Here is a 14901-nt window from a genome sequence, read left to right on the forward strand (position 1 = left end):
CCTTACATCCGGTCCATGCTGCGCAGGCGGATCGCCTGCAGCGCGGTCAGATCCATCACGCAATGCGAGGCGCTCAGCGTGGCCACCGAGCCCCCGAAGTAGCGCTCGGCCTCAAAACGGCAGGTGGCATCGCGATAACTGATCCAGGCCCGCTGCGCCTCACGCAGGGATTTTTCACTTTCGGGGGCATTGGGCGAGGACTCTTTGTTGTCCTTATCCATCGCCTTTGCGACGGCGACGGCCTCGGTCCAGGCGGCGTTCAGCAGATCGTCCCAGAGCTTCACTTCTGCTGCCAGACAATCCGCCATGCCGACCGTCGTGCCACCGCCTTCGGTTTCAAAACAGGCGCTGGCTGACCGGCCGATGCACAGCCCGGCCTCGCGGCTGCCCTCAGGCTCAGCGGCGTTCAGACACTCCATGGTGGGGGCGCTGTTAAAGCTCTGCGCCAGAGCCGGGGTGCTCAGAACCAGCGGGATCAGCAAAGCGGAGAGTCTCATCGGATACCATCTTTCATCGTTACAAGTGTCTCAGGTCATTGCGGCCATAAGTTCACGACCAATCAGCATGCGGCGGATTTCACTGGTGCCTGCGCCGATCTCCATCAGCTTGGCATCGCGGAAAAGCCGGCTGACCACGCTGTCATTCAAAAAGCCCGCGCCGCCCAGTGCCTGGACCGCCTGATGCGCCTGAACCATCGCCTGCTCTGAGCAGTAAAGCACGCAGCCCGCCGCATCCTGGCGGGTGACCTCGCCCCGGTCACAGGCGCGGGCCACCTCATAAAGATAGGCGCGGGCGGTGTTCAGCCCGACATACATATCGGCGATCTTGCCCTGCATCAGCTGGAAGTTCCCGATCGGCTGGCCGAACTGCTGACGCTCTGCGACATAGGGCATCACCTCATCGAGGCAGGCCGCCATAATCCCGGTGCCGATGCCCGAAAGCACCACGCGCTCATAATCTAGGCCCGACATCAGGACCCGAACGCCCTTGCCCTCAGCGCCGAGGACATTCTCAAAGGGCACTTCGACATTCTCAAAGATCAGCTCGGCGGTGTTCGATCCGCGCATGCCCAGCTTGTCGAAATGCGGGCTGGTCGAAAATCCGGTCATGGACCTTTCGACGATAAAAGCCGTCATGCCCTTTGATCCCGCCTCCGGGTCGGTCTTGGCATAGACCACCAGGGTATCAGCATCGGGGCCGTTGGTGATCCAGTATTTATTGCCGTTCAGCACATAGTAACCGTTGCGCTTTTCCGCCCTGAGCTTCATCGACACCACGTCGGAGCCCGCATTCGGCTCAGACATGGCCAGCGCGCCGACATGCTCGCCCGAGAGAAGCTTCGGGAGGTATCTGCGCTTCTGCTCTTCCGAGCCGTTGAGCTTGATCTGATTGACGCACAGATTGGAATGCGCCCCGTAGGAGAGCGAGACCGAAGCAGAGGCCCGCGCAATCTCCTCGGTCACAATGGCATGGGCCAGATAGCCAAGCCCCGCGCCGCCATATTCCTCCGGCACGGTGAGACCCAGAAGGCCCAGATCGCCCATCTCACGCCACAAATGGGTCGGGAAATGATTGCTGCGGTCAATCTCTGCGGCGAGGGGCTTCAGACGCTCCTGCGCCCAGCGGTGAGTGACGTCACGGATGGCATGGGTGTCTTCATCCAGCGCAAAGCTCATGGCAGCGGTAAACATCCGGGCTCCTCCCCGTTATTGAACGCACGTTCAATTCAACACCGCGAAAGCTCAGCCGGTCAAGGATTCGCTGCCTTCCGCCTCTCTCACTGGTGCCTGCTGCCCGGGCGCGGAGGGATGCGACGTCACGGCGGAGTTCCCCGTAAACACGAGCCTTTGATTGAAAGTTAACCGATTCTGCGGCAGGATGCGCCGCGAGAGAGCCGGCAGGGCTCCCGTGAACCCATGAGGCAGATATGCGTAAGTTTCTGATTGCCGGCACATTTTTACTCGCCACGCCCCTCGCGGCTTTTGCAGGCCCGATCGGGAATGCCTGTGCGGACTCGCCGCGCGCCCGGGGTGACCGCGCTTTGTGCAACTGCATCCAGCAGGCCGCCGACCGCACCCTCTCGCGCTCTGAGCAGCGCCGGGCCGCTAAATTCTTCCGTGATCCGGATGCCGCGCAACAGGTGCGTATGTCGAAATCGAACGGCGACAATGAATTCTGGGCCCGCTACCGCGCCTTTGGCGAGATGGCTGAGGCGTTCTGCGCACGCTGACCCCCTTCCCTAAAGCATCTGCGGGGGCTACATGCCCCCTATGACACGCGTTCTTCATATCGTAGGCGCCGGCATGGCCGGCTCGGAAGCGGCCTGGCAGGCCGCATCGCTTGGTGTGCCGGTGGTGCTGCATGAGATGCGCCCCAAAGTCGCCACCTTTGCACACCGTACCGGCTCGTTTGCTGAGATGGTCTGCTCCAACTCCTTCCGCTCGGATGATTCAGAGCGCAATGCCGTGGGGCTGCTGCATTGGGAAATGCGCGCCGCCAACGGGCTGGTGCTGGAATCGGCAGAGCGTCACCGCCTGCCCGCAGGCGGAGCCCTCGCGGTCGATCGCGATCCCTTTGCGGAATATATCACTGAGCGTCTGCGCGCCCATCCGCTGGTCACCGTCTCGGAGGAGGAAGTGACCGAGCTTCCCACGGAGGGCGACTGGATCATCGCCACCGGGCCGCTGACCTCGGATTCGCTGGGCAAAAGCATTCAGGCCGCAACGGGGGCCGATGCCCTTGCTTTCTTCGATGCCATCGCGCCCATCGTCTATGCCGAGAGCATCGATATGTCGAAGGCCTGGCGTCAGTCGCGCTACGACAAGGGCGAGACTGAAGAAGAGCGCACCGCCTATATCAACTGCCCGATGACGCGGGAGCAGTATGAAGCCTTCATCGACGCCATGCTGGCCGCCGAGAAGGCAGAGTTCCATGAGGGTGAGACCGCCGGGTATTTCGACGGCTGCCTGCCGGTGGAGGTCATGGCTGAGCGCGGGCGTGAGACTTTGCGCTTTGGGCCGATGAAGCCTGTGGGGCTGACCAATCCGCATCAGCCGGATGTTAAACCCTATGCCGTGGTGCAGCTGCGCCGCGATAACGCGCTTGGCACGCTTTATAACATCGTCGGCTTCCAGACGAAGATGAAATATGGCGCGCAGACCGAGGTTTTCCGGATGATCCCGGGCCTTGAGAATGCCTCTTTCGCGCGTCTGGGCGGCATTCACCGCAATACATTCATCAACAGTCCCACGCTGCTTGACCATCAGATGCGCCTGAAATCGCGCCCGAATATCCGCTTCGCCGGTCAGATCACCGGGGTTGAGGGCTATGTGGAAAGCACCGCCATGGGCCTGCTGGCGGGCCGTATGGCGGCGGCGGAAATCCTTGGCCGCGACATCGCACCGCCGCCGCGGGACACTGCGACCGGGGCGCTTCTGGCGCATATCACCGGCGATGCCGATGCCAAAACCTTCCAGCCGATGAACGTCAACTTCGGGCTGTTCCCGCCGATAGACGCGAAGGGCGGCCGTCGCGGCCGCAAGGACCGCTATCTGGCCTATACCACCCGGGCGAAGGAGAGCTTTGCCTCCTGGCTGAACAGCCAGGGGTGAGGCGCGGTGGCTGTCGTCACCCGCTTTGCGCCCTCGCCGACGGGGCCTTTGCATCTGGGCCATGCCTTCGCGGCCATCACCGCCCATGACATGGCCCGCGCGGCCGGGGGACGCTTTCTGCTGCGGATCGAGGATATTGATCCGCAGCGCTCAAAGCCCCTGTGGCGGGCGCAGCTGATTGAGGATCTCACCTGGCTGGGGCTGACCTGGGATGAGGCGCCCCTTTGCCAGTCTGATCGGCGGGCGCTCTATGTGGCTGCGCTTGATGATCTCTGGTCACGCGGCCTGCTCTATCCCTGCCGCTGCAGCCGGCGTGACATAGAGCAGGCGCTTGGGGCACCGCAGGAAGGCGTGTCCCTGGCTGAGGGGCCGGACGGGCCGGTCTATCCCGGCCGCTGTCGCTGCCGCCCGGAGGGCCCGCGCCCGCAGGATCAGCATCTGCGTCTTAATATCGCCGCTGCGGCGCGTGAGACCAGATTTACGGAAACGGCGCCGGGTCTGGCGGGAGAGATCCGCACCGAGGCGGAGGACTATCCGCAGAGCATCGGTGATATCGTTCTGGCGCGCAAAGATTTCGGAACCTCTTATCATCTGTCCGTGGTGCTCGATGACGCGGCCCAGGGCATCACTCATGTGACGCGGGGGGCAGATCTCTTTGAAGCGACCCGCATCCATGTTTTGCTGCAGGATCTGCTGGATCTGCCGAGGCCGGTCTATCATCATCACGCGCTAATCCGCGACGCTGCGGGCCGTCGCCTGGCCAAGCGCGACGATGCGCGGGCGCTGTCGAAATACCGCGCCGAAGGGGCGGGCCCGCAGGACATCCGGCGGATGCTGGGGCTTTGAGGCGGGGGGGTGAGGCCGGGTTTGAGGCCGGGGATGCGCCCCTGCGAAGAAGAAGATGAGTATTTAAGAAAAGCCAAAGAAAAGCGCGCGCCGGGTGAGGGCGCGCGCTTTTTTGTCGGAGGTTCAGCGGACTTTGAGGGTTGCGAGGCCGATGAGCGCGAGGATGAGGGCGATGATCCAGAAGCGGATCACGATCTGTGCCTCGCCCCAGCCTTTCTTCTCAAAGTGGTGGTGGATCGGGGCCATCAGGAAGACGCGGCGGCCGGTGCGTTTGAAATAGGCGACCTGGATGATGACCGAGAGTGCCTCAACCACAAAGAGGCCGCCGACGATGGCGAGCACAATCTCATGTTTGATGCAGACGGCAATCGCCCCCAATGCGCCGCCGAGAGCCAGCGAGCCGGTGTCGCCCATGAAGACCGCAGCCGGAGGGGCGTTGTACCACAAAAAGCCAAGGCCGCCGCCGATCAGCGCCGAGCAGAAGATCACCAGCTCACCGGTGCCGGGCACGAAGTGAACTCCAAGATAGCTCGTCAGGTTGGAGTTGCCCACCACATAGGACATGATGCCGAAGGTGCCGGCCGCAATCATGACCGGCATGATGGCGAGACCGTCGAGGCCGTCGGTGAGGTTGACCGCATTGGCCGCCCCCACAATAACAATCATGGCAAAGGGTACAAAGAGGATGCTGAGGTTGATCAGCGTGTCTTTCAGGACCGGAACCGCCAGCTGCCCGGTCAGGGCCGGGGGGTGGTTCACCGCGGCGGCATAGCCCGCGATGGCGGCAACCAGAAGGCCGAGGCCCATCCGGATTTTACCCGAGACGCCTTTGGTGTTCATTTTGGTCACCTTGGCATAGTCATCGGCAAAGCCGATCAGGCCAAAGGCCAGGGTGACGCCGAGAACGATCCAGACATAGGGATTGTCGAGCCTTGCCCAGAGCAGGGTGGAGACAATACCGGCCGAGAGGATCAAAAGCCCGCCCATGGTGGGGGTGCCGGCTTTGGAGAAATGGCTTGCCGGGCCGTCATCGCGGATCGGCTGGCCCTTTTTCTGCTTGCGGCGCAGGAAGTTGATCAGGGGTCGGCCAAAGATGAAGCCGAAGATCAGCGCCGTGAAGAACGCCGCGCCCGCGCGGAAGGTGATATAGCGGAAGAGGTTAAAGAGGTCGCCCCCTTCGGAAAACCGCGTCAGTTCGTAAAGCATTCTTAACCTTCCGTCTGTCCCTGAGCCGGGGCTTTGCGCAGGGCGCGCAGCGCCGCGACCACCAGCGAGACCCTGATCCCTTTGGATCCTTTTACCAGCAGCACATCCCCGGCATCGACCAGCTGCGCGGCGCGCGCGGCCAGTTCGGGTGCCGTGGCCACCCATTCCCCCCGCTGCCGCACCGGCAGCGCTTCATAAAGCGCCCGCATCCGCGGGCCCACACAATGGACGAGATCAACCTGCGCCATCCCCGGCAGCCCGGCGATTTCGGCGTGCAGCGCCAGTTCATCGGGCCCGAGTTCCAGCATATCGCCCAGAACGGCAATGCGGCGGCCCTTCTCAATGCGTCCGATGCCATTGCGCGGTGTGGCCGCCAGCAAAAGGCCGAGGCCCGCTGCCACCGAGGCCGGATTGGCGTTGAACGCATCGTCGATCAGATCAAAGCTGAGTGCCTCATCCAGCGGATCAAGGGCAATCTTTTCGCGCATGCCGCGCCCTGCGGGGGGGGCCCAGGTGCCAAGATCCGTGGCGGCGACCGCCGGATCTGCCCCCATGGCCGCAGCCACAGCGAGTGCGCCGAGGGCATTCACCGCAAAGTGCCGCCCCGGGCTTGCGACTTTGAAGTCCAGCGGGCCGGGCGGTGTGGCGGCGGTGCCGACGGTAACATCCGGGGTGACGATGGCAGAGGTCAGCGCCCAGGTCGCCTCTCCCTCGCCGAAGGTCACAATGCGGGCAGAGGCAGCGCGCGCAGCCTCAAGCAGGATCGGCGTCACTTCGAGATCGCCGGGCAGAACGGCGGTGCCCCCCGGCTCAAGTCCTTCACAAATCGCGGCCTTTTCTGCGGCAATCCCCTCGATGCCGCCAAAGGCGGCCAGATGCGCGGGGGCGACGGTGGTGATCATGACCACATGCGGACGCGCCAGACGTGCCAGGGGCGCGATCTCTCCGGGGTGGTTCATGCCGATTTCCAGCACCGCCAGATCGGTCTCGCGCGGCATCCGGGCCAGGGTCAGCGGCACGCCCCAGTGATTGTTGTAGCTCGCCTCCGCCACATGTACCTTCCCCTGAGCCCCCAGCATGACCCGCAGCATCTCTTTGGTCGAGGTTTTCCCGACCGATCCGGTGATCGCGGCGACCTTTGCATGACTGCGCGCGCGACCGGCGCGGCCCAGATCTTCAAGGCCTCGCAGCACATCACCGACGATCAGAAGCGGTGCATCCGGTGCAACCCCCTCGGGCCGGCGGGACACAAGGGCGGCGGCGGCCCCCTTCTCCAGCGCCTGCGCCACGAAATCATGACCGTCGCGCTGGTCTTTCAGCGCAACAAAAAGATCGCCGGGCACAAGGGTCCGGGTGTCGATGGAAATGCCGGTGATCGAGAAATCACGGGTCGCGGTGCCACCCGTGGCGGCGGCGGCCTCATCCGAGGTCCAGAGCGCTGTCATATAAGACCGTCCAGTGCAGCCACGGCGACGCTCGCCTGTTCTGCATCGTCAAAGGGATAGATGTGTCCGGCGATTTCCTGCCCCGTCTCATGGCCTTTTCCGGCGATCAGAAGGGCATCGCCGGGTTGCAGGGCGTCGACCCCGAGCAGGATTGCCTCGGCCCGGTCGCCGATCTCGGTGGCCTCAGGGCAGCCTTCGCGGACCTGAGCCCGGATGGCTGCCGGATCTTCTGAGCGCGGGTTGTCGTCAGTGACAAAGACCACATCGGCAAATTCACCCGCCGCACGGCCCATCAGCGGGCGCTTGGTTTTATCCCTGTCCCCGCCCGCGCCCATGACCACAATGATCCGCCCCATGACATGCGGGCGCAGCGCCTTCAGCGCGGTGGCTACGGCATCGGGCGTGTGGGCGTAATCAACATAGACGGCCGCACCGTTGCGGCGCGTGGCGACAAGCTGCATCCGCCCGCGCACGGTGGTCAGCTTCGGCAGGGCGTCAAAAACCTCATCGGGCTGCGAGCCGGTGGCCAGCGCCAGCCCGGCCGCAACGGCGACATTTCCGGCCTGAAAGCCGCCCACAAGGTTCAGCCGCAGCTGGCGCGGGGCGCCGTTCCAGGCAAAGCGCACCTCCTGGCCCGTGGCGTCAAAACGCTGGTTCAGAATGCGCAGATCGGCGTCGGGATGCGTGCCGGTGCGCAGAAGCGCCAGACCGCGATCCACGGCCGCATCGGCCATGCGCCGCCCCTCGGGGCTGTCGATATCGACGACCGCCACGCCCTCATCGGGCAAAAGCCGCGTGAAGAGGCCCAGTTTCGCCTGGAAATACCCCTCCATCGTGCCGTGATAATCCAGGTGGTCCTGCGTGAGATTGGTAAAGCCCGCAGCCGAAAGGCGCACCCCTTCCAGGCGGCGCTGATCGAGCCCGTGCGATGAGGCTTCCATCGCGCCGTAGCCGATGCCCTCTGCCGCGATCTCGGCGAGCAGCCGGTGCAGCGTGATCGGCTCTGGCGTGGTGTGCCCGGAAGGCGCGCTGAAATCGCCTTCCACGCCGGTGGTGCCGATATTGACCGCCGCATGGCCGAGCGCCTGCCAGAGCTGGCGGGTGAAGGAGGCCACGGAGGTTTTGCCATTGGTGCCCGTCACCGCCACCATGGTCGCAGGCTGGCTGCCCGACCAGAGCGCAGCCGCATGGGCCAGCACTTCGCGGGGGTCTTCGGCCAGAACCACAGCCGCCTCGGGATAGGCGGCCAGCGCCTCTGCTGCGAGCTTCGCCCCCGCGGCATCGGTCAGGACGGCCCCGGCGCCCATGCGCAGCGCGGTCGGAATGAACTCAGCCCCATGGATACGGCTGCCGGGAAGTGCCGCAAAGAGATAGCCCTGCTTCACAAGACGGCTGTCAACCGCCAGCCCGGTGATGCGCGTCTCGCGCCCGCCCCTGGCCGCAAGACCTAAATCTGCAAGGCTCCGGCTTTCGGCTGTCATAAGGCCCTCCTGCGTGCGCGCAGATCAGTTTCAGTTACGCACCGCTGTTACAGCGGTTGGTGCGGGGGCTTCAACCTCTGCCGGACGCAGACCCAGCAGCGGTGCAATTCTGCGCACAACTTCGCCGGTCACCGGAACAGCGGTCCAGCCCGCCGTGCGGCGCGCAATGGTGCCGCTGGTTTCCACCGGCTCATCAAGCGAGATGATGATGACATAACGCGGATCATCCATCGGGAAGGCACCGGCGAAATTCGCCATAACCTTGTCTTTGTAATAGCCGCCCGTCGGCTTTTGCTTATCTGCCGTGCCGGTTTTACCGCCCAGAAGATAGCCCGGCACCTCCGCCATTTTGGCCGAGCCGCGCACCACCACCTGGCGCAGAATCTCGCGCATCTGATCCGACGTGCGCGCGGATATGACCTGCGCCATCTGCGGCGCGGGCCCCTCGCGCTTCAAAAGCGTCGGCTGCACGGCATATCCGCCGTTGACGAGGGTCGCATAGCCTGCTGCCAGGTGGATCGCACTGGCGGACAGACCATGCCCGTAGGAAATGGTGGCCGAATGGATGTCGGACCAGCGCTTGGGCACCAGCGGGCGCGCCCGCCCGGCCTCAGACACCTCAACCCCCGTTACATCCAGAAAGCCCAGCTCTTTCAGGAACGCCTGCTGGCGGGTCGCGCCGATCTGCTGGATCAGCCGCGTGGTGCCGATGTTGGAGGATTTGGTCATGATGTCCGTCACCGACAGCGCCGGGCCGTAGTTACGGAAATCCCGGATGCGGAAGCGGCCAAGCTGCATCGGCCCCTGGGTGTTGATCATCGTATTGGGATTGGTCAGCCCCAGCTCCAGCGACTGCGCCACCGGAAAGGCTTTCATCACCGAGCCCAGCTCATAGACGCCCTGGATCGCCCGGTTGAACAGCGGGCTGTCAGCCGGATCCCCGCTGACCGGCAGCGGCGGACGGTTGTTGGGGTCGAAATCCGGCAGCGAGACCATGGAGATGATCTCGCCGTTCTTCGCATCCATCAAAATCCCGGCCGCGCCTTTGGCGTTGAGAAGCTTCATCCCCGCATGCAGCACCTCGGCGAAAGCGGCCTGAACCGAAAGATCAATCGACAGCTGCAGCGGCTGATCGAGCAGCGCGGGATCGCGCAGGCGCTCATCCAGCGTCTTTTCAATGCCGGCAACCCCGATCACTTCGGCGGAATGCACCCCCTCATCGCCAAAACGGGTGCCGCCCAGCACATGGGCGGCCAGCTTGCCATTGGGGTAAAGGCGCATCTCACGCGGGCCAAAAAGCAGACCCGGCTCACCGATGTCGTGGACCGCCTGAACCTGCTCGGGCGAGAGCGTGCGTTTGAGCCAGAGGAAGGCGGAGCCGGAGGTGAACTGCTTGAGGAGTTTCTCCTCATCCATCTCGGGGAAAATCTTTGCCAGTTCTCGGGCCGCGCGCGGCGCATCGACCATATCGCGCGGATGCGAATAAAGCGCATGGGTGACCATATTGGTCGCCAGCACATGGCCGTTGCGATCGACAATATCGGCGCGCTGCGCCTGGATACCCTTGCCCGCGACAGAGGCGCGGGGCTCTTCCGGCTCGGTGCCCGCCAGCACGGCCATGCGGATACCCACGGTCATAAAGGCCGCGCAGAAGGCCATGACCAGCAGCAAAAGCCGCCCCTCGGCGCGCTTGCGGGCCTTGTCGCGCAGCACCTCATGGCGGGCGCGCAGGTTATCGGCCTCAATCACATCCGGGTTTTCGCCCGTCTCACGGGCGCGCAGGATACGGGCAAGCGGGCGAAGCGGCGTGCGGATCACGGCAGGATCTCCCCGGAAGTGTCAGGCTGTTCAGAGACGAGCGTGGTGTCTTCAAGCGGCGGCTCGGGCGGCATGGGAAGCTGGGCTGCCCGGGCGAACTGCTCGGGCTGCATCGGCAAAAGCCCGAGACGGTCGAAATTGGCAGCCACCAGTTCGGCCAGCCGGTCGGGGCGGTTCTGATAGGCCCATTCCGCGTTCTGCAGCGCAATGGCTTCCTGCAGACGGCGGATTTCGCGGGTCAGACGGTTCGCCTCGCGCACCGAAAGCTTGGTGGCGTAGTTTTCACGATAGGCCCAGAAGCCGGAAGCAAGCATAGCCAGAAGCGAAACAATAACCACCAGCGTCCGCATGTGATCAGCGCCCTTTCCGCCTGCCGCCCGTTGCACCCGATTTCAGCCCCGGCACGCCGATGGTTGCCGGATCAACCGGACCCGCCGGAGCCTCGGTCCGCCGCCCGATGCGCAGAAGCGCCGAACGCGAGCGCGGGTTCATCTCCAGCTCATCGTCATCGGCCCCGACGGCCTTGCGGGTCAGAATGTCAAAGCGCGCGGCCTCGGAAGGACCACCGGGCGCATAGCGGTTGCCCCCGCCGTCACGGCCTGAGCGCTCCTGGAAAAAGCGCTTCACGATGCGGTCTTCCAGCGAGTGGAAGGTCACCACCGCCAAAAGGCCACCGGGTTTGAGCGCGCGTTCCGCCGCCATCAGCCCTTCGACCAGCTGCTCAAATTCCGTATTCACCGCAATGCGCAGCGCCTGGAAGCTGCGGGTCGCCGGATGGCTTTGCCCCGGCTTCGGGCGCGGCAGGCAGGAGGAGACGATCGCCGCCAGATGCGCCGTCGTCGTGATCGGCCCCTTGCCGCGTTCCGCCACAATCGCCCGCGCAATACGGCGCGAGGCACGTTCTTCGCCGTAGTGATAAAGAATGTCGGCGATCATCTCTTCTTCGGCCTCATTGACCAGATCCGCCGCGCTTTGACCTTCGCTGCTCATCCGCATGTCCAGGGGACCATCGCGCAGGAAGGAAAATCCGCGCTCCGCCAGATCAAGCTGCATCGACGAGACGCCCAGATCGAGCACCACACCGTCGAGCTTTTCGCCCGCGTGTTCATCCAGATCCGAGAAGGTGCCCTGCACCAGCCGCAGACGGCCGTTATATTCGCCGATCCAGGGCGCGGCCATTTCATGGGCCAGCGGATCGCGGTCAACGCCGATCACCTGATCCGCGCCGGCTTCCAGCAGACGACGGCTGTAGCCGCCCGCACCAAAGGTGCCGTCGAGCCAGACGCCTTTGATCGGCGCGCAGAGTTTCAGGATCGGCTCAATGAGAACCGGAATATGTGGTGACGTATCCGTCATGCTGCCCCTCCGGGGTGCAAGCCTGCGATGGGACAAGAGGGGCGCATCGGCTCAGCTCTCTGCCGCAGGCGGGAGCATGCTGAGGATATTGCCGCTGCCACCGGCCATACGGGCCCGTGCGGCGGCCAGCTTGCGGCCCCGTTCAGCTTCAAATTCTTCCGGTGACCAGAGGCGAAACAGATCCAGTGAACCGGCAAAAACGGCCTCGCCCCCTTCGCGGGGCAGGCCGATGTGATCGCGCAGACGCTGGGCAAGAATGGTCCGGCCATCGCCGTCCACTTCCACAACCTCAGAGCCTGCAACATAAAACAGCTCAAGGATCTCGCGCTCATCCGAGCCCTCAGGCAGCAGCGCGATCCGGTTGAGAAGTTTATCAAAAGCTTTGATCGGATAGATGTCGAGGCAGCGCCGCTCGGGGTTGCCATAGACCACGCGCATCCGCACGCGTTTACCTTCCGGGGTGAAGTCAGGATCGCCGCTTTCCAGCACCCTGCGAAAATCAGCGGGAATGGAGACGCGCCCCTTCCCGTCAATCCGCTGGGTGATCGTGCCGGAAAAATGCACGCGCTGTCCCTTCGTCCCTCACCTGCCGCACGCCTCAGGGCGTTTGGCAACCTGGAAATAAAACAGCGGACCGAGCCGCTGCCACTGCCCGATCCGCCGTCTTCTGTCCCGTTTCCGGGGAGACCCGCTGGGCCGCACCTGGGGGGGGTCTTCTGCTCGCTGGCCCGTCGGGTTCTTGTTCTTGCCCGGAAAATGGGGGCGCCTGTGAAACCTGCCTCAGGTTCGGGGTTATTCGGCTCCCCTTAATCACTGCTCCCGTCTCCGGTTGACCTATGGATGCCATGGATCACCACGGACCGACAAGGGGGATTATGGACCTGCATGGAACTATGCGGGGAAAACTGCCGCGACATTCCGACTCGGGAGAGAGTCGTTTCAGAATTTCCAGGCGAAGCCGCTCTGAAGAAACACAATATCCAGGCGCTTCCTGTGGATAAAAAAGTTCCAAGAATTTCCACGGACTTGCAAATCTGTCACAGGCAAGCGGCGCTCGCGTCGGATCAGAACAGGAACACGCCGGGGATCACATCCGAATCACTCCCGGACACGGCGCGGTGATCCGACCTGACGGGCAGAATGAGCTGCGCCCGCAGGCTCATGAGAGCACTGCGGGCGCAAATTCAGATCAGAGTTCCATGAAATCCCAAGAGCGGGGGTAACCGGTAGTCAGGCAACCCCATCCGCGATCAGGCGCTGTGCAAGCCGCGCATAGGCACGCGACACCGGCCCGTCGCCTGCGGCAATCGGGGTTCCGGCATCACCGGCCAGACGCACATCAAGGCTGATCGGAATTTCGCCAAGGAAGGGCAGCCCTTCACGCTCCGCCTCAGCGCGCACGCCGCCGTGACCAAAGATATGCGCCTCATGTCCGCAGTTCTCGCAGACATACATCGACATATTCTCAATCAGACCGGCCACCGGTGTCTTCAGGGTGTCAAACATCTTCAGCGCCTTGCGCGCGTCGATCAGTGCCACGTCCTGCGGCGTCGAGACGACCACCGCTGCCGTCACCGGATAGCGCTGGCAGAGGGTCAGCTGCACATCGCCCGTCCCCGGCGGCAGATCGACCACCAGCACATCGAGTTCGCCCCAGGCCACCTGCCCCAGCATCTGCTGCAGCGCGCCCATCAGCATCGGGCCGCGCCAGATCACGGCATCGCCCTCTTTAAGCATGAGGCCGATCGACATCAGCGTCACGCCATGGGCGTGCAGCGGCAGGATGGTTTTACCATCGGGCGAAGCGGGACGCTGATTGACGCCCATCATCCGCGGCTGACTGGGACCGTAGATATCCGCATCGAGCAGACCCACGCGGCGCCCCTGCTTTGCGAGAGCCACCGCGAGGTTTGACGAAACGGTGGATTTCCCCACGCCGCCTTTGCCCGAGCCCACGGCCAGAATCCGCGCAACCCCCGGCACGGGCTGCGGTCCGCCCTGCTGCGGCGTCGGATGGCGCCCGATCTTCAGATCCGGCGGCGGCGCTTTGCCGGCAGGGGCCGTCATCACAATAGAGACCGCCTTTACTCCCGGCAGGGCCAGAAGCGCCGCTTTGGCCTGAGCCTCCACAGGCGCCAGCAGCCCCGCGGTTGCCGCATCCGCCACTTCCAGTACGAAGCGAATCTCGCCGTCCTGAACCTGCAAAGCCCGGATCAGATCGCGCGACACCAGATCGCCGCCTCCCGGAAGGGAGATTCGCGACAGAACCCCCAAAACCTCGTCGCGCGTCACCGCCATGATCGGAACTCCTGTTGTCTTCGGTCTGACCACTCACCTTTTACGAATATTTCCCCGAAACCGCCAGTGAGAGAACAAATGCCTCCCGCCATGCCGCAGCACAGCATAAATGACCCATGCTGCTGTGCAGCGAAAATCATGAACCGCTCAAAACCTGTGCGAATCCTAATATTTCAAGTGCATATACCCCCAATGAGCCATGCGTCTGGCGCAACGCGGCGTTGCCGGGAGCGGCTATTGTGCAATTGCAGCAAATGGGTCAAATAGGGTTCACCGGCAGGCAACGAGCCGTCGGGCACCAGATGTTAAGACTTTCGTTGAAACAGTAACCGACCGGACCCTGACATGGCACTCGCATCGACCAACGCTCCGCTGAACGCCGCTGCTGCTGGCAAGCTGCAGGGCAAAGGCTTCTTTGCCGCGCTGCGCGACGGCTTTGTGCGCTATCGGGTTTTCACCCGGACGCGCCGTGAACTGAACGAACTGTCCTCGCGTGAACTCGCCGACCTCGGCATCTCGCGTTCGGGCATCACCCGCGTGGCTCTCGAAGCCGCTTACGGGAAAGACGTGTAATTCTTTTTCTCGCGTCCCACCTCCTCCCGGGACGCAGAGAAGGACGGCGACTACTCCTCCCTCGGGTCGTCGTCCCTCAATACCCGGATCTGCAAAGAACCGGATCAGCAACGAAAGGCCCCTCCTCCTCCCTGGGCCGATCGTTCCGGCAGCGGCCTCCTCCTCCTCCCTGAGATCGCTGCCACCCGAATAAAGGTGCAACGTGCACCAGAGATGCGAAAGGGTCCCTCCTCCTCCCTGGACCCCAAGCTTCGGCAGCGGCCCCCT

The 14901-nt window shown here is 63.7% G+C and carries 14 protein-coding genes; 4 read left to right on the top strand and 10 right to left on the bottom strand.

Annotated features, from left to right (window positions below; genetic code table 11):
* Positions 1–2: 2 nt before the first annotated feature.
* Entirely contained in the window at positions 3–497 is a 495-nt protein-coding gene (locus tag EP867_RS11550; protein WP_128489336.1) for a lysozyme inhibitor LprI family protein, read from the bottom strand.
* A 30-nt stretch (positions 498–527) separates the two neighbouring features.
* Positions 528–1691, bottom strand: a complete 1164-nt coding sequence (locus EP867_RS11555; protein ID WP_128489338.1) for an isovaleryl-CoA dehydrogenase — start codon at positions 1689–1691, stop codon at positions 528–530.
* Between the two features lie 236 nt (positions 1692–1927).
* On the opposite strand from EP867_RS11555, the gene EP867_RS11560 reads away from it, so the two are divergent.
* The 3 genes from EP867_RS11560 to gluQRS are packed head-to-tail and all read left to right on the top strand — an operon-like array spanning position 1928 to position 4457.
* Positions 1928–2230, top strand: coding sequence for a hypothetical protein (locus EP867_RS11560; protein WP_128489340.1), 303 nt, complete (start codon positions 1928–1930; stop codon positions 2228–2230).
* Positions 2231–2270: 40 nt separating this feature from the next.
* The gene (gene trmFO, locus EP867_RS11565; protein WP_128489342.1) at positions 2271–3611 is read left to right on the top strand and encodes a methylenetetrahydrofolate--tRNA-(uracil(54)-C(5))-methyltransferase (FADH(2)-oxidizing) TrmFO; all 1341 of its coding nucleotides are present in this window, start codon (positions 2271–2273) and stop codon (positions 3609–3611) included.
* 6 nt (positions 3612–3617) lie between these two features.
* Positions 3618–4457: a tRNA glutamyl-Q(34) synthetase GluQRS gene (gene gluQRS, locus EP867_RS11570; RefSeq protein WP_128489344.1), complete on the top strand. Its 840-nt coding sequence runs from the start codon at positions 3618–3620 to the stop codon at positions 4455–4457.
* Between the two features lie 123 nt (positions 4458–4580).
* Here the strand turns inward: gluQRS and mraY are convergent, their stop codons facing one another.
* From mraY to EP867_RS11610, 8 genes are all read right to left on the bottom strand, one after another.
* Positions 4581–5663, bottom strand: coding sequence for a phospho-N-acetylmuramoyl-pentapeptide-transferase (mraY, locus tag EP867_RS11575; protein ID WP_128489346.1), 1083 nt, complete (start codon positions 5661–5663; stop codon positions 4581–4583).
* A 2-nt stretch (positions 5664–5665) separates the two neighbouring features.
* Positions 5666–7108 (bottom strand): UDP-N-acetylmuramoyl-tripeptide--D-alanyl-D-alanine ligase, encoded by a 1443-nt coding sequence (locus EP867_RS11580; protein ID WP_128489348.1) that lies wholly within the window; start codon positions 7106–7108, stop codon positions 5666–5668.
* Positions 7105–8589, bottom strand: a complete 1485-nt coding sequence (locus EP867_RS11585; protein WP_128489351.1) for a UDP-N-acetylmuramoyl-L-alanyl-D-glutamate--2,6-diaminopimelate ligase — start codon at positions 8587–8589, stop codon at positions 7105–7107. Before EP867_RS11585 ends, EP867_RS11580 begins: the two co-directional genes overlap by 4 nt.
* A gap of 30 nt (positions 8590–8619) precedes the next feature.
* Positions 8620–10407: a peptidoglycan D,D-transpeptidase FtsI family protein gene (locus EP867_RS11590; protein WP_128489353.1), complete on the bottom strand. Its 1788-nt coding sequence runs from the start codon at positions 10405–10407 to the stop codon at positions 8620–8622.
* A complete protein-coding gene (ftsL, locus tag EP867_RS11595) occupies positions 10404–10757 on the bottom strand; it encodes a cell division protein FtsL (RefSeq protein WP_128489355.1) in 354 nt (117 codons plus the stop codon). Before ftsL ends, EP867_RS11590 begins: the two co-directional genes overlap by 4 nt.
* Positions 10758–10761: 4 nt before the next feature.
* Complete coding sequence (gene rsmH / locus EP867_RS11600; RefSeq protein ID WP_128489357.1) at positions 10762–11763, bottom strand: 16S rRNA (cytosine(1402)-N(4))-methyltransferase RsmH; 1002 nt, start codon at positions 11761–11763, stop codon at positions 10762–10764.
* 51 nt (positions 11764–11814) lie between these two features.
* Positions 11815–12327 (bottom strand): division/cell wall cluster transcriptional repressor MraZ, encoded by a 513-nt coding sequence (locus tag EP867_RS11605; RefSeq protein WP_128489359.1) that lies wholly within the window; start codon positions 12325–12327, stop codon positions 11815–11817.
* 666 nt (positions 12328–12993) lie between these two features.
* Positions 12994–14061, bottom strand: coding sequence for an Mrp/NBP35 family ATP-binding protein (locus EP867_RS11610; RefSeq protein ID WP_128489361.1), 1068 nt, complete (start codon positions 14059–14061; stop codon positions 12994–12996).
* Positions 14062–14406: 345 nt separating this feature from the next.
* Between EP867_RS11610 and EP867_RS11615 the strand changes: the two genes are divergently transcribed.
* Complete coding sequence (locus tag EP867_RS11615) at positions 14407–14634, top strand: DUF1127 domain-containing protein (RefSeq protein ID WP_128489363.1); 228 nt, start codon at positions 14407–14409, stop codon at positions 14632–14634.
* The last annotated feature ends 267 nt before the right edge of the window (positions 14635–14901 follow it).

The sequence above is a fragment of the Falsigemmobacter intermedius genome, assembly GCF_004054105.1.
Classification (GTDB): Bacteria; Pseudomonadota; Alphaproteobacteria; order Rhodobacterales; family Rhodobacteraceae; genus Wagnerdoeblera; species Wagnerdoeblera intermedia.